At 31.5% G+C, this 23,737-nt stretch carries 23 protein-coding genes; 19 read left to right on the forward strand and 4 right to left on the reverse strand.

The features are described 5' to 3' along the window. Positions 1 to 20 precede the first annotated feature (20 nt). The 6 genes from SSYRP_RS01505 to SSYRP_RS01525 all read left to right on the forward strand — a co-directional run bounded on the left by SSYRP_RS01505 (position 21) and on the right by SSYRP_RS01525 (position 7,016). Complete coding sequence (locus SSYRP_RS01505; protein ID WP_016340546.1) at positions 21 to 2,711, forward strand: hypothetical protein; 2,691 nt, start codon at positions 21 to 23, stop codon at positions 2,709 to 2,711. 64 nt (positions 2,712 to 2,775) lie between these two features. Further along, positions 2,776 to 3,444, forward strand: coding sequence for a hypothetical protein (locus SSYRP_RS01510; protein WP_016340547.1), 669 nt, complete (start codon positions 2,776 to 2,778; stop codon positions 3,442 to 3,444). Between the two features lie 11 nt (positions 3,445 to 3,455). After that, positions 3,456 to 4,217: an AAA family ATPase gene (locus tag SSYRP_RS05240; protein WP_236608051.1), complete on the forward strand. Its 762-nt coding sequence runs from the start codon at positions 3,456 to 3,458 to the stop codon at positions 4,215 to 4,217. Then, entirely contained in the window at positions 4,196 to 4,933 is a 738-nt protein-coding gene (locus SSYRP_RS05245) for a hypothetical protein (protein WP_236608052.1), read from the forward strand. Before SSYRP_RS05240 ends, SSYRP_RS05245 begins: the two co-directional genes overlap by 22 nt. A 25-nt stretch (positions 4,934 to 4,958) precedes the next feature. Next, the gene (locus SSYRP_RS01520) at positions 4,959 to 6,503 is read left to right on the forward strand and encodes a vWA domain-containing protein (RefSeq protein ID WP_016340548.1); all 1,545 of its coding nucleotides are present in this window, start codon (positions 4,959 to 4,961) and stop codon (positions 6,501 to 6,503) included. 3 nt (positions 6,504 to 6,506) lie between these two features. Then, entirely contained in the window at positions 6,507 to 7,016 is a 510-nt protein-coding gene (locus tag SSYRP_RS01525) for a dUTP diphosphatase (protein WP_016340549.1), read from the forward strand. Positions 7,017 to 7,058: 42 nt separating this feature from the next. On the opposite strand, the gene SSYRP_RS01530 is transcribed toward SSYRP_RS01525, so the two are convergent. Next, on the reverse strand, positions 7,059 to 7,304 hold the full coding sequence (locus tag SSYRP_RS01530) for a ferredoxin (RefSeq protein WP_016340550.1): 246 nt from the start codon (positions 7,302 to 7,304) through the stop codon (positions 7,059 to 7,061). A 99-nt stretch (positions 7,305 to 7,403) separates the two neighbouring features. Here SSYRP_RS01530 and SSYRP_RS01535 point away from each other — a divergent pair, with 99 nt between their 5' ends. The 10 genes from SSYRP_RS01535 (at position 7,404) to SSYRP_RS01580 (ending at position 17,177) form a co-directional block, all read left to right on the forward strand. Further along, entirely contained in the window at positions 7,404 to 8,105 is a 702-nt protein-coding gene (locus tag SSYRP_RS01535; RefSeq protein WP_016340551.1) for a hypothetical protein, read from the forward strand. Positions 8,106 to 8,120: 15 nt separating this feature from the next. After that, positions 8,121 to 8,783 carry a (d)CMP kinase gene (cmk, locus tag SSYRP_RS01540; protein WP_016340552.1) on the forward strand — a complete coding sequence of 221 codons (663 nt, stop codon included), beginning with the start codon at positions 8,121 to 8,123 and terminating at the stop codon, positions 8,781 to 8,783. Then, a complete protein-coding gene (gene der / locus SSYRP_RS01545) occupies positions 8,784 to 10,100 on the forward strand; it encodes a ribosome biogenesis GTPase Der (protein WP_016340553.1) in 1,317 nt (438 codons plus the stop codon). A gap of 20 nt (positions 10,101 to 10,120) precedes the next feature. Then, positions 10,121 to 11,128 (forward strand): NAD(P)H-dependent glycerol-3-phosphate dehydrogenase, encoded by a 1,008-nt coding sequence (locus tag SSYRP_RS01550; RefSeq protein ID WP_016340554.1) that lies wholly within the window; start codon positions 10,121 to 10,123, stop codon positions 11,126 to 11,128. A gap of 26 nt (positions 11,129 to 11,154) precedes the next feature. Further along, positions 11,155 to 12,729 carry an APC family permease gene (locus SSYRP_RS01555; RefSeq protein WP_016340555.1) on the forward strand — a complete coding sequence of 525 codons (1,575 nt, stop codon included), beginning with the start codon at positions 11,155 to 11,157 and terminating at the stop codon, positions 12,727 to 12,729. Positions 12,730 to 12,834: 105 nt separating this feature from the next. Continuing rightward, positions 12,835 to 13,368, forward strand: coding sequence for a hypothetical protein (locus SSYRP_RS01560; protein WP_016340556.1), 534 nt, complete (start codon positions 12,835 to 12,837; stop codon positions 13,366 to 13,368). Beyond that, positions 13,305 to 13,610 carry a hypothetical protein gene (locus SSYRP_RS01565; RefSeq protein ID WP_041614440.1) on the forward strand — a complete coding sequence of 102 codons (306 nt, stop codon included), beginning with the start codon at positions 13,305 to 13,307 and terminating at the stop codon, positions 13,608 to 13,610. Before SSYRP_RS01560 ends, SSYRP_RS01565 begins: the two co-directional genes overlap by 64 nt. Before the next feature lie 61 nt (positions 13,611 to 13,671). After that, positions 13,672 to 14,490: a Cof-type HAD-IIB family hydrolase gene (locus SSYRP_RS01570; protein WP_016340558.1), complete on the forward strand. Its 819-nt coding sequence runs from the start codon at positions 13,672 to 13,674 to the stop codon at positions 14,488 to 14,490. A gap of 49 nt (positions 14,491 to 14,539) precedes the next feature. After that, positions 14,540 to 16,117, forward strand: coding sequence for a 2,3-bisphosphoglycerate-independent phosphoglycerate mutase (gene gpmI, locus SSYRP_RS01575; RefSeq protein ID WP_016340559.1), 1,578 nt, complete (start codon positions 14,540 to 14,542; stop codon positions 16,115 to 16,117). Between the two features lie 118 nt (positions 16,118 to 16,235). Continuing rightward, positions 16,236 to 17,177: a CPBP family intramembrane glutamic endopeptidase gene (locus SSYRP_RS01580; RefSeq protein ID WP_016340560.1), complete on the forward strand. Its 942-nt coding sequence runs from the start codon at positions 16,236 to 16,238 to the stop codon at positions 17,175 to 17,177. Between the two features lie 17 nt (positions 17,178 to 17,194). On the opposite strand, the gene SSYRP_RS01585 is transcribed toward SSYRP_RS01580, so the two are convergent. The 3 genes from SSYRP_RS01585 to def all read right to left on the reverse strand — a co-directional run bounded on the left by SSYRP_RS01585 (position 17,195) and on the right by def (position 21,200). Next, the gene (locus SSYRP_RS01585; protein WP_016340561.1) at positions 17,195 to 18,586 is read right to left on the reverse strand and encodes an alanine--tRNA ligase-related protein; all 1,392 of its coding nucleotides are present in this window, start codon (positions 18,584 to 18,586) and stop codon (positions 17,195 to 17,197) included. A 104-nt stretch (positions 18,587 to 18,690) separates the two neighbouring features. Continuing rightward, positions 18,691 to 20,448 carry a ribonuclease J1 gene (gene rnjA / locus SSYRP_RS01590; RefSeq protein ID WP_016340562.1) on the reverse strand — a complete coding sequence of 586 codons (1,758 nt, stop codon included), beginning with the start codon at positions 20,446 to 20,448 and terminating at the stop codon, positions 18,691 to 18,693. 170 nt (positions 20,449 to 20,618) lie between these two features. Continuing rightward, on the reverse strand, positions 20,619 to 21,200 hold the full coding sequence (gene def / locus SSYRP_RS01595; RefSeq protein WP_016340563.1) for a peptide deformylase: 582 nt from the start codon (positions 21,198 to 21,200) through the stop codon (positions 20,619 to 20,621). Positions 21,201 to 21,309: 109 nt separating this feature from the next. Here def and rsmD point away from each other — a divergent pair, with 109 nt between their 5' ends. From rsmD to rsmB, 3 genes are read left to right on the forward strand one after another with little or no spacing between them, the layout of a single operon-like run. After that, positions 21,310 to 21,867, forward strand: a complete 558-nt coding sequence (gene rsmD, locus SSYRP_RS01600; protein ID WP_016340564.1) for a 16S rRNA (guanine(966)-N(2))-methyltransferase RsmD — start codon at positions 21,310 to 21,312, stop codon at positions 21,865 to 21,867. Positions 21,868 to 21,870: 3 nt separating this feature from the next. After that, positions 21,871 to 22,443, forward strand: coding sequence for a guanylate kinase (gene gmk, locus SSYRP_RS01605; protein WP_016340565.1), 573 nt, complete (start codon positions 21,871 to 21,873; stop codon positions 22,441 to 22,443). Between the two features lie 3 nt (positions 22,444 to 22,446). Next, positions 22,447 to 23,736, forward strand: a complete 1,290-nt coding sequence (gene rsmB / locus SSYRP_RS01610; protein ID WP_016340566.1) for a 16S rRNA (cytosine(967)-C(5))-methyltransferase RsmB — start codon at positions 22,447 to 22,449, stop codon at positions 23,734 to 23,736. The last annotated feature ends 1 nt before the right edge of the window (position 23,737 follow it).

The following is a 23,737-nucleotide window of genomic DNA, read 5'->3' on the forward strand; positions in this document are numbered from 1 at the left end:
TTTAATTAGGAGAAGTGTAAATGACAAGCGAACAAAAACCAAAACCATTAGCAAACCGTTCACGGCGTAAAACTAATTTAAAAGTTATGATTTCTTTGGCGGCAATTATTATTTTAGGAGCCCTTGGGGGGATTATTTATGCTGTTGTCGTGGAATCTTCATTTTATGATAAAGATCCATGAGCTAATGCGATTCCATTAGATAATGCTATTGCCAGTGAAATTAATAAGCGTCTGTCAAAACCACTACTTAATAGTAATGGGACAGCTAATCCTGATAATTTAAAATCCTATCTTCATTTTACTGTTCCGGAAAAAAGTAGTTTAACTTCATATAGTAATAAACAAGATAGTGATTTAATTCGTAATTGATTTGCTGGGGAAGAGTGAATTTTAAATAATTATAGTGCTGTTAATGAAATGTTAAATGGAACCGGCGCGGAATTATCTGGTACGCAAGTGATCTATAAAAACCAAAAATATAAATTGGAGTTAAAACCAAAAATTTTAGCTTATCCATATGATAATGGGGATGATAAGTATGGGGAAGTTTCTTTTCAACCCCTAGATTTATCCTTGGGATTATTTTCTTACCAAGTTCGTTTTGCGTTACAGTTAGTTGGTAAAGACCAAGGGGGTAATTATCTTGATTTTTATAAAACCTATGATTTTTCTTATAATGCCGGCTTAGGTACAGGTTTTAGTCCATTAACTGTACCACAATTATTATTTTTAATTAATAATCAAGAAGTGAAAAATTTTATTAGTAGTGGGGCCATTAACTTACAAACAAAGAATAATGAATTATTGGATCGCACTTTACAACAATATTATTCAATTCGTGATAATAATGCTCCAGATAAAATTATCTTTACTGAAGAAATTAAAAATAAAAATAATGAAGCATTTGCTAAACTTGGTGCTAACCCAAATGCAAGTGATCAAAATCTAAATATTAAATATGATTCTCGTCATTTTACAACTTTAGATGCTTTTGGGGCGAGCCTTTTTACAAATCATAGTCCGGGTTATAGTACGATTAATGCTGTTTATCAAGCGTTAGGAATTGGGATGCCTCGTTTTAGTAACGTTGGTAATTATGATTTATATGATAGAACAACAAGTTGAAATTTTTTACCAAATCAAATGATTAATGCCCGGGTTAATTCTTACCAAGGTTATATTAAAGAATTAGGAATTAATTCAGATAATATTGCTGATAATGTTAATTATCAGCAAGGTACCGCTGGTTATCAACAGTACATGTGGGGTTCTGAACATCAAATTTTCCGGAATCAAGTAGAAATTAAATTCTTAAATATTAATACCGGGGGTGCTAATAATATTGTTCGCCCAGCGACAACAATTTTTTATGACCAACAAAGTTATACCAGTCGTTCAATTAATTTTAGTGATTATAATCTTAGTGCTGATTTAACCCCTGCACTGCAAAAAATCACTTATCAGGATGGTGTTAACGATGTTAATACAAAATTAAATCAACAACAGGCTACTATTCAAAATAATGTTAAAAATTTTATTGTCCGTAAATTAAATAACAATCATATTATTGCAAATAATATTATTCAAAGTGTTAAAGTTGGTTGAGGTTCAAATGAAACAGTAATTGGGGGAACAACAACAAGCTGAAATCCAATTGTGAATGGAGCCGAACGTGGTAATAGTAGTGTTTATTATCAAGACAAAGTTTTTGCTTTTCCCGAAATTAGTGTTAAAGTTACTTTTACCCAGCCAAACCAAGCTAATATTACTAATAAATTTAAAGTAAATAATTGAGTAGTTAAAGACCCATTTGGCACACCGAAAAATAATCTCCAAGTGTTTACAAATGACTTAAATTTAACGCGCCAATATACAACCTTAGATGGCATTAGTAGTTTAAAAAATAATTATAGTACGTTATTCCTTGAAAAAGCTCAGCAATGAATTAACAATAATCCTCAAGGCCATAATAATGAAAAACCAACACAACAAGGGAAAGATTTTACAACGCAATTAGTAGATAAAACAACGGGACGAACTAATGGTAATAATTTAAAAGTTGGCCAATATCAAGGACAAATTACAGCCTTAAATAGCTCGCTTAGTTTTCAAGGAACAGTTACTTCTAACCCAATTGTCGTAAGCCAAGCCCCAATTACAGCAATTAGCTTATCATCAATGTCCCTAACAACCCGGGATAAAGAACAGGCGATTTATAATCGGATTAAAAATGAGGTTTTAACAAAAGCCCATAATATGGGGCTAGCTTTAAACCAAAATGATTTTACGATTGAGGGAATTACAACAAATAATGTCAATTTAACTGCTGGAACCCATCAAATTACGATTCGGGCTAGTGGGGGCGATAATCTAGTAACTGGAATAGCATCATTTAATTTAAATGTCCAAACAATTGATTTAGACAGTTTAGCTGGTAATCGTATTACTCCTAATAATCAAACTATTAATAGTTCAGTTGCAGGGGTTGTTAATAGTGCAAAAAACCAATTAAAATCAGTTTTTAATGAGAATGATTTTGGATCAATTGATCTTAATAATTTTGATATTTATATTACTGATGCGAATGATCAGCGAGTATTAAGTTCAACCTTTGAAACTGCTGGCCAATATTGATTACGAATTGAAATAATTCATGAAGGGTCAAAATGATTCCGTGGTTATATTAAAAAAGGATTTATTGTAAACTAAATTTATACTTGCCTAATTTAATAAAAAAATGCTACAATTATACCAATGATAAAGAGGGATAGAAATGAAACAGAAACCGACATATGGTAGTGATTTTCCAGATTTGGAATTAATTAATACAGCGTCTGAGCGGAAAAAAATTGAAGATGAAATGGCACAATTGGCTCCGGAAGAGGAAAAACGTTTTAAATTTGTTTCCCCAATTCAGCATAATGATTTTTCCCAACGAAAAATGTATTGAAGTAGTCCCCTTGAAAAAGTTGGCCGGGCTTTTATTATTATTGCCCAGCTATTAGCAATTACACTCGCTTATTTTATTGGTCAAAAAGTTATTGTCCTTGTCTTAGGGGGAATGATTAATCCTGATATTAAAGTGTTTGGAACAATTTATGTTCGGGACCTTTTAACATTTGGGTTCTTATTTATTACCTTGGTTTTTGGGTTATTATATTTTATTCCGATGGCAATGGTTCGAACAGCGGGAGGAATTTATGGTTGAGCTATTACTTACATTGTTTTAGCCATCTTGTATTTTTTCTTTATTGAAATAATTTGCGCTGTATTATTAATTTTAGGAAGTGTTAAACAACTTTCTGGTCTTGAATCAATTAGTATTTGACTATTTATTTTTATGGCGGTTGTTTTAGCAATTACTTCCCTATGAATTATTGGGGCGTGTTTATTAATTGTTAAATCAGATGACATTAAACGAAAAATTAACTTGGAAGTATAAGGAGAGATAAAATGAAATTGACAGAACGGTTAGAGAATTTAATACAACAATTACAAAAAGATGTCTATGAAAAAGATGAAATTTTTCGTTTGGCTTTATTAGCAATGCTAAGTGGAGAATCAATTTTCTTATTAGGAAAACCAGGGATTGCGAAGTCGTTGGTTGCGCGACGCCTAAAATTTGCTTTTAAAAATGGAACCATTTTTGAATATTTAATGAACCGTTTTTCAACTCCTGAAGAAATTTTTGGACCAATTTCAATTGAAGATTTACAACGGGGAGTTTATCGCCGTTTAATTGATAAATATCTCCCAACAGCCGAAATTGTCTTTTTAGATGAAATTTGAAAAGCTGGACCATCAATCCAAAATACATTGTTAACTATTATTAATGAAAAAATCTTCCGTAATGCGGGAGTTGATATGAAAGTACCAATGAAACTATTAATTTCAGCATCAAACGAATTACCAGCCGAAGGTCAAGGATTAGAAGCCTTATATGACCGTTTTATTATTCGTTATATTGCCCATGGTCTAGAAGACACTGGTAATTTTAACCATATGTTAGCTGGGGTAACAGATTTAGATGTTGAAGTTGATGAAGATTTACAAATTAAACATGACGAATACGATATATGACGTAAAGAAATTAATAAAGTCCAATTTAGTCAAGCAACTTTTGATTTTATTGCCCGTTTCCGTAAGGCAATGTATTTAGCAACAGAAGGAACATATTATATTTCTGATCGTCGGTGAAAAAAATCGCCCAATTAATGAAAGCATCAGCTTATTATAATGGACGTAGTGTTGTTGATAAACCAGATTGAGTTGTTATTCCATACTGTATTTGAGATGATGAGCAACAAGAAGAAGCCTATAATGCTATTTTTAATGAGTTTTATTTAGATGCTTTAACATTTGATGTTCGTGATAAAAAGAATCGGTTAAACCGCGAATTAGAAGAATTATCACAACAATATGATAACTTACAAGAAGCAATTAGTAATAAAAGTGAATATTACGATGTTTTTGATGGTAAATTACAAGGAACTTTCCACCGGATTTTATGAAAAGATGTGACAAAACCAATTTGTTTTCTTCGCGTTGAGGATTTAATTGACGCACGCCAAAATAAAGGTCAAGCAACTATTGTTGAATTTTATTATGGAGAAGACTTGGATAATATGCAAGATGTTTTACAAACAGAAGTATCTTATGTTAATGATCGCACCTTAAAAATTTTAAAAACTGGGGAAAACGTCACAGTTGAAGTTAAAAACTTAAAAGTAGACCAAACAGCTAGTCAATTAGAACGCCGAATTTTAGCCGTTGAACAAGAAATTAACCGCTTAGAAACAGCGTTCCCTGATGAAAAAGAGCGCTTGCTATCATTAAGTTGTTTATTCTTTAATAATCGTTATTATTTAGCAGTCAATAATGCTTTTAGTGATGAAAACTTGAGTTTTATTAATGAAGAACAAGGTCATTAAGCGCAGTTACTAAAGGGGAGTTAACATGCAAAATTATTTAGAACATAAAACAATGGAAAAATTAGCGAAAAAGCTTGATGATTTAAAACAAGAGGATTTAAAAAATCCGGCCATTGTTTTAAAAACGAAATCAAATCGTTGATTAGCTGATTTATATAATGATTCTGTTAATAATTTTTACGATAAAGAATTAGAAAATGAGTTAGCAAAGATTCCTTTACCCCCAACAATGGAAAAAGAAATTTATCTTTTTAATTGGATTAAAGTTAATGGTTATGAAGGTTTAAAACAAAATTACCCAAAAACACAAGATTTTTTATTCAAGGTTAATTCACCATTTTATGATCGCCTAAATTTTTATCGTTATGAATTTAATAAAGAAAATAGTAACCCTAAGTTATTATTTCGGGACTTTATTAGTACATGAGAAAATATTTTAATTAAACGCTTGATTGATTATCGCTTTGCTAAAATTGAGGAAATCAGGGCAAAGTTTTCCCAGCAATTATATAATCGTTTGGAAATTATGAACAAATCAAATAAATTATTAAAAACGACTTGAAATTTCTTTGGTAAACTATGAGACCCCGAAAAGGCCTTAAAAAAAGGGGTTGACATGGCCGCCATTGAAAAGTTTGCCCTTTTTTTAGAAACAAATCCAGCCATTATGGAAATTGCGACTTTATTAGGACGCTATCAAGGGGAAAGTAAGTTAATTGAAGAACGAATTCTTGACCAAATTGTCATGGATTTTGAATGACAACCGATTGGTTCTTCACCCGAAGAAATTATTGGGGCGACGGAGTCAAAAGATTTAGAACATTTATTTCCAGCGGAATTAGTTTTTTTGCGTGACCCGGTTTTAAAATACATTTTTTATAAAAAATTTATTGAAGGGAAATTAACAACTTTTGAATTTATTTCCCAAGATCAAGTTCCAATTGAACAAGTAAAATTAGAAACAGTTAAAACTCGTGTGCCTGAAGAAAAGGGGCCAATTATTTTATCAATTGATACTTCTTCGTCAATGCAAGGTAGTCCAGAACAAATTGCCAAAGCTTTAGCCTTAGCGATTGTTAAAATAGCTGGCCAAGATAAACGGCCATGTTATATGATTAATTTTTCGAAATCAATTGATGCCTATGATTTATCCCATTTAAAAAATTCAATTCCAGAATTAGTTGAGTTTTTAGCAAAAAGTTTTAAAAGTGATACTGATTTAGACCCAGCCCTGATTCATGCTTTGGACGTGATGGAAACTAATCAATATTTCAATGCTGATTTACTAGTTATTAGTGATTTTATGACAGGAGAATTATCCGAACAAGTTGCAATGAAAGTTGAGCATTTAAAGCAGCGTCGTAATCGGTTCCATGCAATTTTGATTGGAACAAATAGTAATGAAAACGCCGCGAAAGTTTTTAATAATGCTTGAGTTTATGACCCCCGTGATCCGTTTGCTTCCGAACGGATTCTAGCGGCGTTAAGTGAGGAAGTGAGTGAACATTATAATAATGTTCCGGGAGCAAAGGAAGTATTAGCCCAAATTCGTACAGGAAAGGAATTTTAAAAAATGATTAAATTAGATAACTTAATGTTTTTAGCAACAAATCAACATAAATTAGACAATTATATTTTAGAAAAGCATCAATTAACTGCCCAAGCAACCTTTCAAAAAAGATTATTAGCCTTTTTAATTGAATTAGGGGAGTTTATTAATGAACAACGCGAATTTAAATACTGAAGTACAAAACCAGCTTCAGAAAAAGCAGTTTTATTAGAGGAATTTATTGATGGAATTCACTTTTTAATAAGTTTAGGTAATACTTTACAAGTGCAGTATCACAAGTATCACTATCAAGGATTAAAACCAAACAAGGAAGTGAGTTTAATTGATTTATATTTAAACTGTTTTGTTGTTTTTCCAAAACTAATTAAAAAACCAACTGAAGGTAATTATTTTAAAGTTTTAACGAGTTATTTCCAAATTGCTGAAAAATTAGGTTTTAGCGAAGAAGAAATCTTAGCAGCGTATATCGCTAAAAATAAAACAAACTTTGACCGCCAAGATAATAATTATTAAAGTTAGTAATAAAAAAGTTTAGAATCTTATTTCTAAACTTTTTTATTGATCATCAGCACTACTTTTACGATTTTCTTTAAATTCTTCCAATGTTTTAATAAAAATTGCGGCGGTTGGACAAACCATTTGGGCTTCAACAATTTCTAAATCATTATCTTTAGTATTTGCAAAACCATCATCGTCCATAAAAAAAGTCTCACTATCATCAATCATTACACAACTACCACAAGCAATACATAAATCGGTATTAACATATGTTCTTTTTTTTGAAATATCGCGCTCTGCCATCTTTTTCACCTCAATTATTTTTATTGTATATAAATAATACCAAAAATATTGAGAATAATATATAATTTTAATGTAGTTTAAAAGATGAGGGGTATTTTAGTGGAAACAAGAATTGAGAAGTTTTATCAATTGCGGGAACGAATTAAAAAAGAAATTGAATTAGATCAAGAAATTAATCAAGCTAATCAAGTTATTACAAATTATATGAATAAATTAAATTTAATTGATAATAGTTTTTTTGTTAATGTAAAATCAGCTTTTGAACAAGAATTTAACTGAGAAAAAGTGTATCTTGATAAAAATCCCGATGAACAACCATATCCCCCAAATTTTAAATATGATTTGCAGAACTTATTAGAACAAGTGCAAAAGGCAACAAATATTAGTGCGACAATCAAACCAACTGTTAATCAAGAGGCAACAGATGTGATGCATAATATTTTAATTTCGGAAACACTATTAAATAAGCCAACATTTCAAAAATATCAAACTATTTTAGAAGCAATTTTAGAGGATAAAATTGTCTATCGTAGTTCATTAGAACAAATTCGCCAAGAAAACAGTACTTTTAAAATTAATTCATCAAACATTGATTTTGCTGTTGTGGCGCAAATGCGAAAAAATGATGAACGACCAGTGAATATGATGCTAAAAGATGTTAATAACATCATTGAAGAAAAACATAATGTTTTATTAACAGCATATCGAAAAGTAAAACCAAAATACAAAATTTTGTTAGGAACAATTTGCACTTTACTTGTTTTAATAGCGATAATTTTGGGATTATTTTTTCTATTGTAAGGGGGAAACAAAATTATGAAAATAAATATTGCAATTGATGGACCAGCAGGAAGTGGTAAATCAACAGTTGCTGAACAATTAGCACAAAAACTAGGGTATCAATTTGTTGATACTGGGTTAACATATCGTGGTTTTACATATTGATGTTTGAAAAACGAGATTAATTTCACCGATCAAGAAGCTGTCAAAAAACAATTAACAACATTTAAATATCATGTTGTTGGGGGTAATGTTTTTGTTAATGATGAAGATGTAACCAATAAGTTACAAAATACTGATATTATTGATAATATTAATAAAATCACTGGCCTTGATTTTGTCCGTGAGGCAATGGTAAAGTTACAGCAATCGTTAGGCAATGATAAAGGTGTCGTGATGGTTGGTCGTGATACGACAACTGTTGTTTTACCAATGGCGGAAGTTAAAGTTTATTTAACAGCTAGTTTAACTGTGCGTGCCGAACGACGATGAAAACAGAATGCGGCTAATGGTATTAACCCTAATGATTTAAACGAAATCCAAGAAAAATTACGATTACGTGATTATGCTGATGAAAATCGAACAGTTGGCCCATTACAAATTGCTGATGATGCAATTGTAATTGATACTTCTGATCAAACAATTGACCAAGCGGTAACAGCAATTTATAATTTAGTTATTAAGAAAGTAGGAAATTAAATGGCGCGAAAAGGAACGGTGGCAATTGTTGGGCGACCAAATGTTGGTAAATCAACTTTATTTAATCGAATTATTCGTGAACGCTTATCAATTGTTGAAGATACCCCAGGGGTAACGCGTGATCGGATTTATTCATATTCAGAATGATTAACAAGAGAATTTTTAATAATTGATACGGGGGGAATTACCTTAGATCATAACGCACCTTTTGCGCAAGAAATTAAAGTTCAAGCGGAAATTGCGATTGAAGAAGCCGATGTGATTGTTTTTGTTGTATCTTATAAAGATGGAATCATTTCTGATGATCAGATGATTGCCAAATTACTTTACAAAAGTAAAAAACCAATTATTTTAGCCGTTAATAAGTATGATAAACAAGAAAAAGATAGTGAATTATATGAATATATGGCTTTAGGGTTTGGCGAACCAATCCCAGTTTCTGCGGCGCATGGAATTGGTGTCGGAGATTTATTAGATGAAATAATTTCTTATTTAGATGCCATTCCTGTTGTTGAAAAACCACCAGGAATTAATTTCTCATTAATTGGCCGTCCCAATGCTGGGAAATCATCATTGGTTAATGCTATTTTGGGTGAAGAACGAGTAATCGTTTCGCCAATTGCCGGGACAACTACTGATTCAATTGATACTTCTTTTACCCGTAATCAAGAAAAATATACCGTGATTGATACCGCTGGGATTCGTCGTCGGGGAAAAGTGTATGAAAAGTTAGAAAAATATAGTGTTTTACGGGCAGTTAGTGCGATTGAACGTAGTGATGTTGTTTTAGTTATTATTGATGGAACGGTCCCAATTACTGACCAAGATACTAATATTGCTGGGTTGGCCTTTGAACAAAATAAACCAATTATTTTGGTTGTAAATAAATGAGATGCGATTGCCGATAAAGAAACGCAAACAATGAACCAAATTGAAAAGCATATTCGGAGTTATTTCAAATATTTAAGTTATGCCAAAATGGTTTTTGTTTCCGCGCTAGAAAAGAAACGATTAAACCAATTATTTGATACAATTAAAACAGTCTATGAAGGCTTACAAATTCGGGTTAAGACAAGTGTTTTAAATGAAATCTTAGTTAAAGCACAGCTATTAAATCCTCCGCCAGACTTTAATGGGGGACGGTTAAAAATCTATTATGCTACCCAACCAGTTGGAACAATCCCAACATTTATTATGTTTTGTAACGAACCAAAGTATCTTCATTTTTCATATAAACGTTTTATTGAAAACCAAATTCGGGAACATTTTGGATTTGAAGGAATACCAATTAAAATTCTATTTAGAAAAAGAAAATAAAGAATTGAGGGAAAAAAAATATGTTTAAAAATGAGTCAAAAAATATTACAATCATTGGAACAGGAGCCTACGGGACTGTGTTAGCCAATGTTTTAACGGATAATGATCATCATGTGACAATGTTTGGAATTGAAGAAGAACAAGTAAACGATATTAATAATAATCACTTAAATAGTCGTTTCTTTCGTGATGTAAAAATTAATTCAACAATTAAAGCGACAACTAGTTTTAGTGCGGCAGTTGAGAATGCTGATTATATTATTTTAGGAATTCCTGTTATTGCAATTAAAACAATTATTGCCAAAATTAATGAAGTAGTCAAACACCCAGTTGTAATTATTAATGTGGCAAAAGGGTTAGACTGAGACACCCATGAAGTCCTATCAGTTGAAGTTAATCGTACTATTAATCCTAAAATTATGCGTGCTTATGCCGGGTTATATGGTCCAAGTATTGCTCAAGAAGTGTTAGAACGAAAACCAACTTGTATGATGGCAGTATCAGACGATTTAGCGGTAGCAAAAGAAGTTCGTGATTTATTTAGAAACGAATACTTTATTGTGTTTGCTGATAATGATGTTGTTGGGGCTGAATATGGGGTGGCATTAAAAAATTCCGTTGCGATTGCCGCTGGAATGGCATCAGGTCTTTATGCTTCTGATAATGCCAAAGCCTCATTAATTACAATGGGTTTAAATGAAACAAAAATCTTTGCTAGTCAAAAGAAAATTAAAATTGAAACTTTCATTAATTTTGCTGGTTTAGCTGACCTTATTTTAACGGCGACTTCACCAAAATCACGGAATTTTAATTTAGGATGAGAAATCGCCCAAAGTGACGATGCCAAAACAGTGTTAGAAGCTCATTCAACAACAGTTGAAGGAGTATTAACTTGTAAAACTGTTGTTCATAGTGCCCGAGAAAATAATCTTTATTTACCATTATTTGAAGCACTTTACGCCATTTTATTTAATAATAAAAAACCAAGCACGGTTATTAATAGTATTTTTGCGCAAGCAATTATTTAGAATTAAAACAGAAAAGGAGGTAAGAAATGCGTAAAACAACGGCAAAAAAATATGGTTTCTTTATGTGCCTCTCAATGGCAATTGGAACAATTATCGGAACCGGAATTTTCTTTAAAAATGAAGCGGTTTATGGTTTCACAAATGGGAATGGAATTCTGGGATTAATTGCCTGATTGATTGGGGGAATTATGGCCGTTTCATTTGGTTTATCGTTTATGGAAATTTCTTCAGCGAAGCAAGATTCAAATTCAGGAGTTTCTTTATACGCTAAAATTTTTGGGGGAAAAAGATTTGGTCATGTTGTTCGTAGTGCAATGAACCATGTCTATTTACCGATTACAGCAGCTGTAATTGCTTATTATACAACAAAAGCCTCGATTTGAGCTTTTGGTGGTGGCTTAGTGGCAGAAGAAATTTTTAAAGCCAAAGTTGGGGGCCATTTAAACTATGAATTAATTTTAGCAACGTTTTCAATTTTATATAGTTTATTATTAGTCTATATTTGTTCATACCAAGAAAAAGTTGGTAAATGGATTCAAATTGTGACGGTGATATTAAAAGTTTTCCCATTAATTCTTATTGGCTTAATTGGTTTATTTTTTATTAATAATGATCCTAATGCTTTTAGTGAAAGTGGTTTAGGTGATCATAGTAAGTACCCACTAGTGGCAGGGAAAAGTGGCTTTGAAATGATTTTAATGGCAATGCCAGGAATTCTTTTTGCTTTCGATGGGTTTTTAGCAACAACATATATTCAAAAAGATGTTGTTAAGCCAGAAAAAAATATTCCGTTAGCCCTTGTTGTTGGTTTAACAGCAGTGACAATTTTATACTTATTAGTATCAATTGGAACCCTAAACTTAGATGCTAGTGGGAGTGTTGCTGCGGCAGCTGGAAAAATCTTTAATAGTCCCTTAGCTAATAAAATCTTCGAACGAATTATTTTCTTCTTTATTTTTATTAGTGCCTTTGGTGCCTTAAATGGTTATCATTTTTCTTTAACTAAATTAAGTCGTTCTTCAATTGAAGATAATTTTGGTTTTGTTGGAAAAAAAGCTAATAAGTTGGCAACAAAAACTAGTTTTGAACGCGCAACATTCCTTTATGCAATGGTAATAACATTATTTTGAGCAATTGTGATGGCAGTTCCAACAATTTTTACTGATTTAGATTTTTATGGCTTTATTAGTGATGCCGGAGTTGTATTAGCCTTTTTAATGTACGGGTCCATTATTGGTTTAGGATTATATAATCGCTATACGAAAAAAGTTAAGGCGCGCCAGTATTGGTATTTTATTCCAACGGCGATTATCAGCACAATTTGTATTGCTTTTATTATGGGCTATAATATTTATTCGTATTTTTTAAACGCAATTGAAAGTGGGGCTAGTGCTGGACCAATTATTCGAATTATTTTATTATTATTTATTTTAATTTGTCCGTGAATTGGATGATGAATGAAGGAAGGTTCACCATCGGTTGTTATCCCGATTACTAACTCAAGCGATAATAACCCACCAGTTGCAGAAGCAATTGCTAATGTTACCGGTCAGGAAAAACCGGCAGTTAATAACCAAAAAGAAATTAAACAACGAAAATAGCAATTGAGGGGAACCTCAATTTTATTTTGCCGACCTTAAGGATTTAAAGGGCCCCTAAAATGTGGTATAATATAATCATAATCAAACAAAGGGGCAATACTAAATATGGACAGAAACAATAGACGACAAAACAATAATTTTGATGGCAGTGATTGGGATGCTTTTACGAATAATAATCAATACCGTGGTAATGGTTACAATCAACCACGCCAAAATCCCAACCGATCAAATAATCCTAATTTTTCAAATCAACAACGGCAATTAAGAAATAATAATCAAGCGTTCTCCGGACCAGGACAAGATTATTTACAAACTTGTATGTGTAAAAATTGTACAAAAAAACGTCATCCAGTCATTAAAGCGTTTGTAATTATTTTTGTAATTTTAGCAATTTTGGGAGGAGCGGCAGGAGCATTATATGCTTACTTTCCAAAAATTCGGGATTGAGTAGTTAATCAAATTAAAGATAATGTTAAATTACCAGTTAATTTATCATATAAAATGATGAGTTTAGATACAAATACAAATGAACCAGTAGCAGTTAAAAACGCAATTAGTAAAGATGGTCAAGCGGAATGAAAAACTTTTGCTTATGGGCAATTTACAGTTTTTATCAAACAGCAATTAAACAACAGTTAGTTGATAAATATTATGCCGCGCCAAGTGATGTGGACAAGTCATTTAGTTTATTATCATTGGGATTATTAGATAACCAACAAAAATGAACAGCATTGCCTGATTTTGCTAGCCTAGAAACAGCAAGTTTAGCAAGTGATAGTGGAATTAATGGCCCAATGTTTGTTAAATTAGCAAAGAGTGCTGAACAAAACATTGATAGTGATGAATATATTAAAATTAAAGCTGATATTGAAATTAAATAGCAGCTTTTTTAAGTTATAATAAATTAGAATATTAATCATAAAATAGAAAGAGAAAATATTAATGGATAAAATCAAATTAGTGGCGTTAGATATGGATGGGACAGCTTGTGTCTTTCAAAAAGGGGTATTAGCTGCAAATATTGAACCAATTATTGCAACGCAAGAAAAAGGGGTTAAGGTTGTTTTTGCGACGGGCCGCCCAATTTTGACGTCGTTACAGGAAGCTTTAAAAGTAAAAATGGATTATTATCACCAATATTTTATTGGTTTTAATGGCGCATGTATTTATGATATTAAAAACGAGGAAATTGTCCATGAACAAACAATTCCAGCAAAAACATTGGAAGTAATTTTTGCTTTGGCAGCAGAACATCAAATTAAAATTTGATGTTATACCAATGATTTAGCAAAGGTAATTGTTAACTTTGACCCAATTTTAGAAGGAAATAGCGAATGTGCTTTTTTTGATGGTGAATTTGAACAATATAATCCTAATAATACTCTTATTCAAGAAGATGGTTATAAATGTTTAGGGTTTGATTTAACAGATGATCACCCTTTTGTTGTTGCTCTAACCGAAGGGCATAATATTGAAATTGCAATTGATAAAAATGGTGTCGCTGAAATTAATGCTCCCGGTATTAATAAATTATTAGGATTACGCTGAGTAACAGCACAACTAGGCATTGACCTAGCAAATGTAATGGCAATGGGGGATAGTATGAATGACTATCATATGTTAAAAAATGTTGGGGTTGGAATTGCGATGGGAAATGCCCAAGAAGCAGTTAAAGCAATTGCGACAGAAGTAACAAGTGATGCCAAAGATGGTGGTGTTGCAAAAATGCTAAATAAATATATTTTAAATGGCGAAATTTAGGTATAATACTATCGTGTTATAAAATTTTTGAAAGGAAAAAAGGTAGGTTATGAAGGTTAAACAACCAATTTTATTAGCAATTTTAGATGGGTGAGGAATTGCCCCAGATAGTGCTGGGAATGCGGTAACGCAAGCCCATATGACAAATGTTTTAGGGTTAATGGAAAAATATCCATGAGTAAAAGCCCACGCATCAGGAGAATGAGTCGGATTACCAGAGGGTCAAATGGGAAACTCAGAAGTTGGCCATATTCACTTAGGAGCGGGAAGAATTAAATATGAATCATTAACTTTAATTAATAAAGCAATTAATGATGGGACATTTAATCAAAATGCAGAAATATTAGCAGCAATTAAGTTTGCCAAAGAAAATAATGGCGCTTTCCATATTATGGGACTATTTTCAGATGGTGGGGTCCATTCTCATATTGATCATATTTTTGCCGCATACCGTTTAGCAGCGCAAGAAGGATTAACAGAGATTTACTTACATGCTTTTGGGGATGGTCGTGATACAAAACCAGAATGTATTAAAGAATATCTTGAACAATTTAAAAAATTACAAGCAGAATTAAAAGTTGGATCAATCGCAACAATTGGTGGTCGTTATTATGCTATGGATCGTGATAAAAAATATGATCGTGTCCAAGTGGCCTATGATGTATTAGTGTCTCAACAAGGGGCAGCATTTACTGACCCAATCGCATATATTGATGCTGAATATAGCGCTGGGCGTAATGATGAATTTTTAATGCCAGGATATAATGTTAATACTCCAAATGGATATATTAAACCAGGAGACGGAGTTTTATTTGCTAACTTCCGTCCAGATCGCGCAATTGCTATTGCCTCAGCAATTACAAATCCTGCTTTCCCAGGGGGAGAAAGTGATAAATATTTCTTACCAAAAGTTGATAATATTTATTTTGTCTCAATGATGAAATATGCTGACACAGTTACTTCACCTCATATTGCTTTTCAAGCAATTGAAGTTACTAATGGTTTAGGAGAATGATTAAGCAAAAAAGGATATCAACAATTAAGAATTGCTGAAACTGAGAAAATTGCCCATGTGACTTTCTTCTTTGATGGGGGGAAAGATTACTTTAAAAATGGTCTAGCAACCCCAGAAGAAATTACGCTACCAGGGTCATCGTTAGATTTAATTGCTTCACCAAAAGTAGCAACATATGATTTAATGCCAGAAATGTCAGCATATGGAATTACTGATAAATTAATTGAAGAATTAAATAAAAAAGAGTTTGATGTAATTATCTTAAACTTTGCTAACTGTGATATGGTTGGTCATACTGGTAATTTAGCAGCGGCAACAAAAGCAGTTAAAGTAGTTGATGAGTGTTTAGGGAAAATTTATCAAGCAATTAAAGCAGTTGATGGAATTATGATTATTACTGCTGATCATGGTAATGCCGAGGTAATGTTGGATGAAGAAGGGGGAGTAAATAAAAAACATACTTCTCAATTAGTTCCAATCATTATTACAAAAGCTGATTTAAAACTTCGTCAAGATGAAGTAGGGATTGCAAATGTCGCACCAACAATTCTTGAATTAATTGGGGAAGAAATTCCAGCGGAAATGACGGAAACTTCATTAATTATTAAATAAAAAAATAATAGTAAATAACTATTATTTTTTTATTTTTTTAAAATAACTATTATTATCACTTTTTTCATTATATAATAGAGCAAAGTTTAATTACAAAGCAAGTTAGGAGTCTAAAACGATGGATAATTATCAAAAAAGAGCATGATACCAAGTTAAACCAGGACTAGTTGATCAAGCATCACCATTTGATTTCAAATTAGTATCATTAAAATCAGTTGGTTATATTTTTATTTTAACGGCAATTATTGGACCATTTCTTATTAATATTTTGCTAAATTATTTATTTGATCATACTACTACAGCCCAATTAGGGGCATTAATTTTATCATGAGTTATTTCGGGGGTTGGTTCATATTTTGTTTTCAGCCGAACAAATGATAAAATGTTTCGATCAGGAGCGATAGCTTTTTATTTATTTTATTTTGTTCCAGCAATTGTTACTTTAATCTTTTCTCTTATTATTGGATCATTTTTAAACAATTTATCAACGGAAATCAAAGGGTTAATTAACATTATTGTTGGAATGATTGGTAATGCGATTGCGATTGGGCTAACTTATTATTTTTGTCCACAACTTTTTAAAAAAATAAAGTTAACTTTTAAAAAAGATTATTGAAGAGTATTGATAATTGTACCAATTGCAATTATTGCAGCTTTTGCTTTGAATTACTTATTTGGATTTATACAAGGGAAAATTACTGGGGGAACTTCAAATAATCAAGAATCATTAGTTAATGGCATTGATAAATGGTGATACGCATTAGCGCTAGCAATTTACACGATTTTATTAGCACCAGTAATTGAGGAATTTGCTTGTCGCCATGGTATTTTTAGTTTAGTTGGTGATCGCTGAGTTGCCCTAGCTTGTTCAACAATTTATTTTGCTGGAATGCATGTTAGTACAGGTGGGGATTGAGAGCATATTATTGGTTATTTAGGTGGAGCATTAGCTTTAGGAAGTTTATTTATGATAACCTGAGGGAATGTTACATATACAATTCTAACACATGCCGGAATGAACTTAATTTCCTTTATTTTAATAGTTAATCATGTTAATTAAAAAAAGCTAAGAAAATCTTAGCTTTTTTTAATTTCTGATAATAAGGTTTCCATAAAATGATCCAAATTATCTTGGTAAGTAATGTTTAAAAAGAATGGTGTTCCTCCCCCTGTTAAATTTAAAGCTGCCTTATTTGCTTGAAAATATTGGTTTAAATTAAAGTTAACACTATTAATTTTTGTAAATGATATATAAGCATATTTTAGGGTTGGGTTATTAAAGTAAATTAGACTATTTTGATAATCTTGGAAAAACTTATTAAGTTTACTACGCATTAACTCAAGGGTTAAAATCTCATCATTAACGGTGAAACTAACTAAATTTAAGTTATTGTTAATTGGTTCAATAATCGGTTCAAGTTCTAATTCATTTACTTTTTGGACTAGGAGTTTATTTTTTTCTTTACTAATTTCTGTTAATTCATGCTCGATTGTTTTAATCTCATTTTCTAGGGCCATTTTTTCAATAAAAGTAGTAGGGGTTGTTAAAACTGGTAATTGATAAGAAAATTGGGGATCAATTTTTTTAATTCGATCAACTAACTGTTGTAGCTCTGTAATTTTATTGTTAGTTCAAGTGGTAAAGTATTGAGCAGTGGCGACTTGGTTTGTTGAAGATTCCATGCGGACTTTCTTTTTATCAACTCAACAATCTCAAATTTCAAAATAATTAATTTCATTTAAATTATTAACATGTGTTCCCCCACATAAATCAATTGTTGCCGCTGGGAATTCAACTACCCGAACAATTGGGTCATATTCAAAACTAGGGTGGGCTAAATTCATTGCGCGGGCTTCGGCAATTGGCATTTGGTGTTCGATTCGCGCGATATCATGATTAATAAAGGTTGTAATGATTTTATCGCGAGCTTGTAGTAAAACATCTAGTCAATTATCAGTTTTATTCATTGCTAGTAAAAATGATTCTTCTTTAATTAAGACAGAATCGGTTAATTCTCCATCATTAACAATTTTTTCAATTGTATAAGATAAAATATGTTGCGCAGTATGATTTTTTGTTAAATTGTTACGACGAGTTGTATTAATTTCTTGCTCTAAAACATCATTAATTTTAATTGTCACATTACCAGTATCAACTAAGTGAACATAAACTTTTTTAAAAATTTGTTTATTTAAATCATAAACTGGGATTAAATTAGTTCCTTGTTTTAAATACCCTGTATCTGAGATTTGTCCTCCCCCGAGGGCATAAAAAACAGTTTGATCGAAAATAATAAAACCAACTCCTGTTAATTCCTTAACTGCTTGGCCATCTTTGTTAAATAAGCCAATGACAGTTCCGTGGTCGCTTGTTTTAGTATAGCCATTAAAGACTGTTAACGGGAAATTACCGTTATTTTGATCATTTTTCAGATTTTGCCATCAGGCATTAATTGTTGTGTTATCCATTGTTGTCTCCTTTTTTAATTAAGTTAGTATTATTTATTAGCATACCGGAATAAAAAAATAAAAGAAAGGTTTTTGTGACACTTTCTTTTATTTTTAATGATTTTTTATTTTTTATTTAAAATAACAGGAATAATTAACGGATTACGACGTTTGTAACGGTAAATGAAAGGGGATAGGGATTGTTTAATCGCACTTTTTAAAGCCCCAAAAGTTGGTTTTTGTGTTTTAAGAACCTCATTAATTGCTTCGGTTGTTAAACGAATTGATTCATTAATAATGTTTCCTGATTCTTTTACATAGAAACTACCACGTGAAATAATTCTTGGTGGTGATAGTAAACGATTATTTTGTGAATCAATTGAAATAACAACAGCAATTAAACCATCTTTTGATAAAATTTCTCGATCACGAACAACGGCTGTTGTTTGCCCTGATAAGTCTTTTCCATCAACATAAATTGCTTCTGCTTCAATTCGTTTTCCGATTTTTGCTTCCCCATTTAACAATTCAATTTGATCACCGTTTGCACAAATAAAGATGTTTTCTTCTTTCATATTAACACTAACAGCTGTTTCACCATGTTGTTTTAACATTCGATAATCACCATGCATTGGCATAAAGTATTTTGGTTTTAATAGGGTAAATAATAGTTTTTGTTCTTCTTGTGAGGCATGCCCAGAAGTATGAATTTGATTTAATGGACTATTTTCATGGACAATTGCCCCAGCTCGTACTAATTTATTGATTACTCGTTCAACATCAGCTTGGTTTCCTGGAATTGGTGATGATGAGAAAATAACTGTATCACCAGGAATAATTGAAATATGTTGATGCTGATTATTCGCAATTCGTGATAAAGCCGCCATTGGTTCACCTTGGCTACCTGTACAAATAATTAAGATTTCACTATCTTTATAGTTTTTTGCTTCATTTGCTTTAATAAAGGCTTTATCTGAAATTTTTAAATGTCCCATTTGACGAATAATTTTAATAATTCGGTCTAAACTACGTCCAAAAACCAGAATTTTACGACCATATTTATTGGCAATTTCAACAATGTGTTGAATCCGGTGAACATTTGAAGCAAAAGTGGAAATAAGAATTCTACCTTTTGCTTTAACAAATAATTCGCCAATATTTTTAATAATTTTTGTTTCTGTTTGGGTATAACCTTCAACTTCAGCATTAGTACTATCGGCCATTAATAACATAACACCTTCTTGCCCCATATTTGCCATTCGTTCAATGTCAGCACGGTGTCCTAATGGTGTTCAGTCAAACTTATAATCACCGGTTGAAACAATCCGTCCGTTAGGACTATTAACAGTTACCCCAAAAGCATCAGGGATACTATGGTTTACGGCAAAGAAATTAATTTTGAAGTTTTTTGTTTTAATAACACTCATATTATCAATTTCTTTAACAATTGTATTTTGTTCTAATTTTGCTTCTTTTAAGCGGTCACGAATTAACGCTGCTGCTAAGCGAGGAGCGTAAATAATTGGGACATTAACTTCTCTTAATAAATAAGGGATTCCTCCAATATGGTCTTCATGGCCATGGGTAATAAATAACGCTTTAATTTTGCGTTGATTTTCTTTTAAATAAGAATAGTTGGGAATAACAGCGTCTACTCCTAACATTGTTGAACTAGGAAATTTAACCCCAGCATCAATCATAATTAATTCATCTTGGTGTTCAATACAATAAGTATTTTTCCCAATTTCTTCTAATCCTCCTAAGGCAAAAACCTTTGTTGGTTCTTGATTTGGCGGTGTAACTGTTTTCCCTTGTTGGGGTGCTGAATCATCGCTATTAGCTTGTACGGCGGGATTCTTTAAATTCATTTGTTCATTATTCATAATAAAAACCTCTCTATACTGACAAAATTTAAAATTTATAATAAATTATTAAATATCCTTTTTCAGAACAATATCTCTCTTCTTTTAATTCTTAGGAAATTATAACATAGATTATTCTTTTTCAAGAAAAATTAGCAGATTTTTTCAAAATTAAAAAAGATTGAATTTTATTATAAAATAATTCAATCTTTTTCTTTTGCTCAAGGATTTTTTTTATTAATTAAGTCATAGTATAGTTTTCCTTCAAGATGTTCTTGTTCGTGTTGGAAAACGATTGCTTCATAACTACGCGCAGTAATTTGAACTTCTTTTTGTTGCAAATAGTCATAACCACTGACTAAAATCCGGAAACTACGTGGGACAAAACCTTCTTTGTCGCCATCAACACTTAAACATCCTTCGCCTTCTTCAATACAAGCTAATTGTGAACTTTTTCCTATTATTTTTGGATTCACCATTGCATGTTCGGTCACAATTTTTTCGCCCGTTTTTTCATCAGTTTCTTCAATACGAATATAATACATATTGAGGTTAGCCCCAATTTGCGGAGCAGCAAGACCAACAGCAGGACGAACAGTATGATTAACATTTTGTTTTGGATCTTGAGAAAAGCGAACAAAGTCAATTAATTGTTGCATTATTGTTTCATGTTCACTTGATAACGGCAAGGGAACAGTGCTTGATTCTTGACGGATGCTAGGAGTATCATCAAAAACTAACCATTCTTTACCTGGTTTTTTAGTTTGTAACATTGGAATTCACCTCAATAAAAATTATAACATAACATCTAATTTTCCTTAGTTTTTATGTATAATATTATAATAAAATAGATATTTGATAGGTTTTTAAAGCGAGGTTTAAATGCAAGTAATTAGTGGAAAATATCGGGGCTATCGGTTGAGGACGTTACCAGGAATGAATACAAGACCAATGACAGCACGAGTAAAAGAAGATATGTTTAATATTTTAAATAATTATTTTATTTTTGACAACAAAATTGGTTTAGATATTTTTGCTGGTAGTGGCCAGTTAGGAATCGAAGGGTTGTCACGAGGGCTACAATATTGTTATTTTAATGATGCCCATTCAGGAGCGATTGATGTTATTAAAACAAATTTAACAAATTTAAAAATTGAAAATGCTCATCTTTTTCAACAAGATTATAAACTTTTATTAAATACTTTTCTGACCCAAAAAATAACGATTGATATTTTATTTTTAGACCCACCATTTATTCAAATTAATTATTATTATGATATTATTTCTATAATACTAGAAAATAACATTTTAAATCCAAATGGGATAATTGTTTGTGAAGCAAATCAACCATTAGATTTTGACCAGTTTGATTTAAATTTATTAAAATTAAAGCATTATCAAAACAAGTATTTATATCTATTAAGGTTAGAAAGGGACTAAATTGTGAATAAAAAAGGATTTGTAATTATTTTTTCCGGACCAAGTGGGGTTGGAAAAGGAACAATCTGTCAAGAATTATTTAAACATCCAGAACTAAATTTAGCTTACTCAGTTTCAATGACAACCAGAGAGAAAAGAGCGAATGAAGTAGAAGGAGTCAATTATTTTTTTGTTGATAAAGCCCGTTTCCAAGAAGCAATTGCTAATGATGAATTGTTAGAATACGCTGAGTTTGTCGGAAACTATTATGGGACACCAAAACAATATTGTGAAGAACAAACAAATCAAGGGAAGAATGTTTTATTAGAAATTGAAGTTCAAGGGGCAACCCAAGTGTTAGCAAAAAATATTAATGCTGTTTCAATTTTTTTAATCCCTCCGAGTTTAGCGGAGTTGGAAAGCCGCATTCGCGGTCGCAAAAGTGAAGCGGAAGATGTTTTACAAGCACGCTTAGCAAAAGCGGCAGATGAATTACCACTACAAAAAAATTATGATTATGTTGTGGTCAATAATACTGTTGACCAAGCGACAAATGAAATTATTGCTATTTTAAAAAAAGAAATTGCTCAACGTTAAATCGTGGTTAAGCTTAAAAATAGTCCGCGCTATATTGCCTTTAATTTATTACGAGAAATATTTTCTCATCATAAATACAGTAATAAAGTTTTAACGGATTTTTTTCAAAATAATAGTGATATTTCTAACCGCGATAAAACATTAGTTTTTCAAATTGTCTATGGCACAATTAAGAATAAAATCTTATTAGAATATTTTTGTAAGCAGTTCATTAATCCAACTAAAACAAAACTACAATATCAAATCTTATTATGAATGAGTCTATACCAACTTTATTTTCTTGATCGCGTGCCAAGTTATGCCATTGTTAATGAAGCAGTTAATATTGTCAAAACAGTTGATCAAAAAGTTGGGGGCTTTATTAATGGGGTCTTAAAACAAGTTATCAAAAAATATCCTGATCAATTAGTTTTTACTGGAATAGAGGCCCGCGAAAAATTGCTCCTAGAAAATAGTATGCCTGCACAATTATTTGATTTTTTTGCCAAACAGTATGGTGTTGAGCGGGCTGAAAAAATTGCAGTTGATAGCCATCAAACGCCAAAAATTAGTTTGCGAGTTAATACTTTAAAAATATCAGTAGCGGAATTTATTAAAAAATATGAACAATATCAATTAACAACAAGTGCGATTTCACCAAATGCTTTAATTGCTAAAATGCCAGTCATTAATTCAGAACTTTTAGCAGCTGGTTTAATTTATTTACAAGATGAAATGAGTATGAAGATTGTTGAAGTTTTAGATCCTCAACCAAATGAGATCATCTTAGATATGTGTAGTGCTCCTGGGGGAAAAACAACTTATTTGAGTCAACTAATGAATAATACTGGTCGAATTGATGCGTATGATATTAATCAAAAACGCTTAGATACTGTCGCAATTAATAGCGAACGGTTAGGATGTCATAATATTGAATTGCATTGTTTAAATGCAAGTGAGATAATTAGTAATATCCAATATGACAAAATTTTATGTGATGTTCCTTGTAGTGGCTTTGGGGTTATGAAACGTAAACCAGAAATCAAGTATCAACCATGAGGGTCAGAACAATTAACAAATTTAGTGGAGATCCAAAAAAAACTATTAAATAAAGCTTATCAATTATTAAAACCGGGGGGAATCCTTGTTTATTCAACTTGTACTTTTAATCGTTATGAAAATGATGATCAAATTAAAGAATTTTTACACGCTAATCCAGATTTAATTTTATTGGAAGAAAAACAAGTCTTTGGCGATGAGAATAACACCGATGGTTTTTATTATAGTAAAATCCAAAAACAAATGACAACATAAG

Source organism: Spiroplasma syrphidicola EA-1, assembly GCF_000400955.1.
Taxonomy (GTDB): domain Bacteria; phylum Bacillota_I; class Bacilli_A; order Mycoplasmatales; family Mycoplasmataceae; genus Spiroplasma; species Spiroplasma syrphidicola.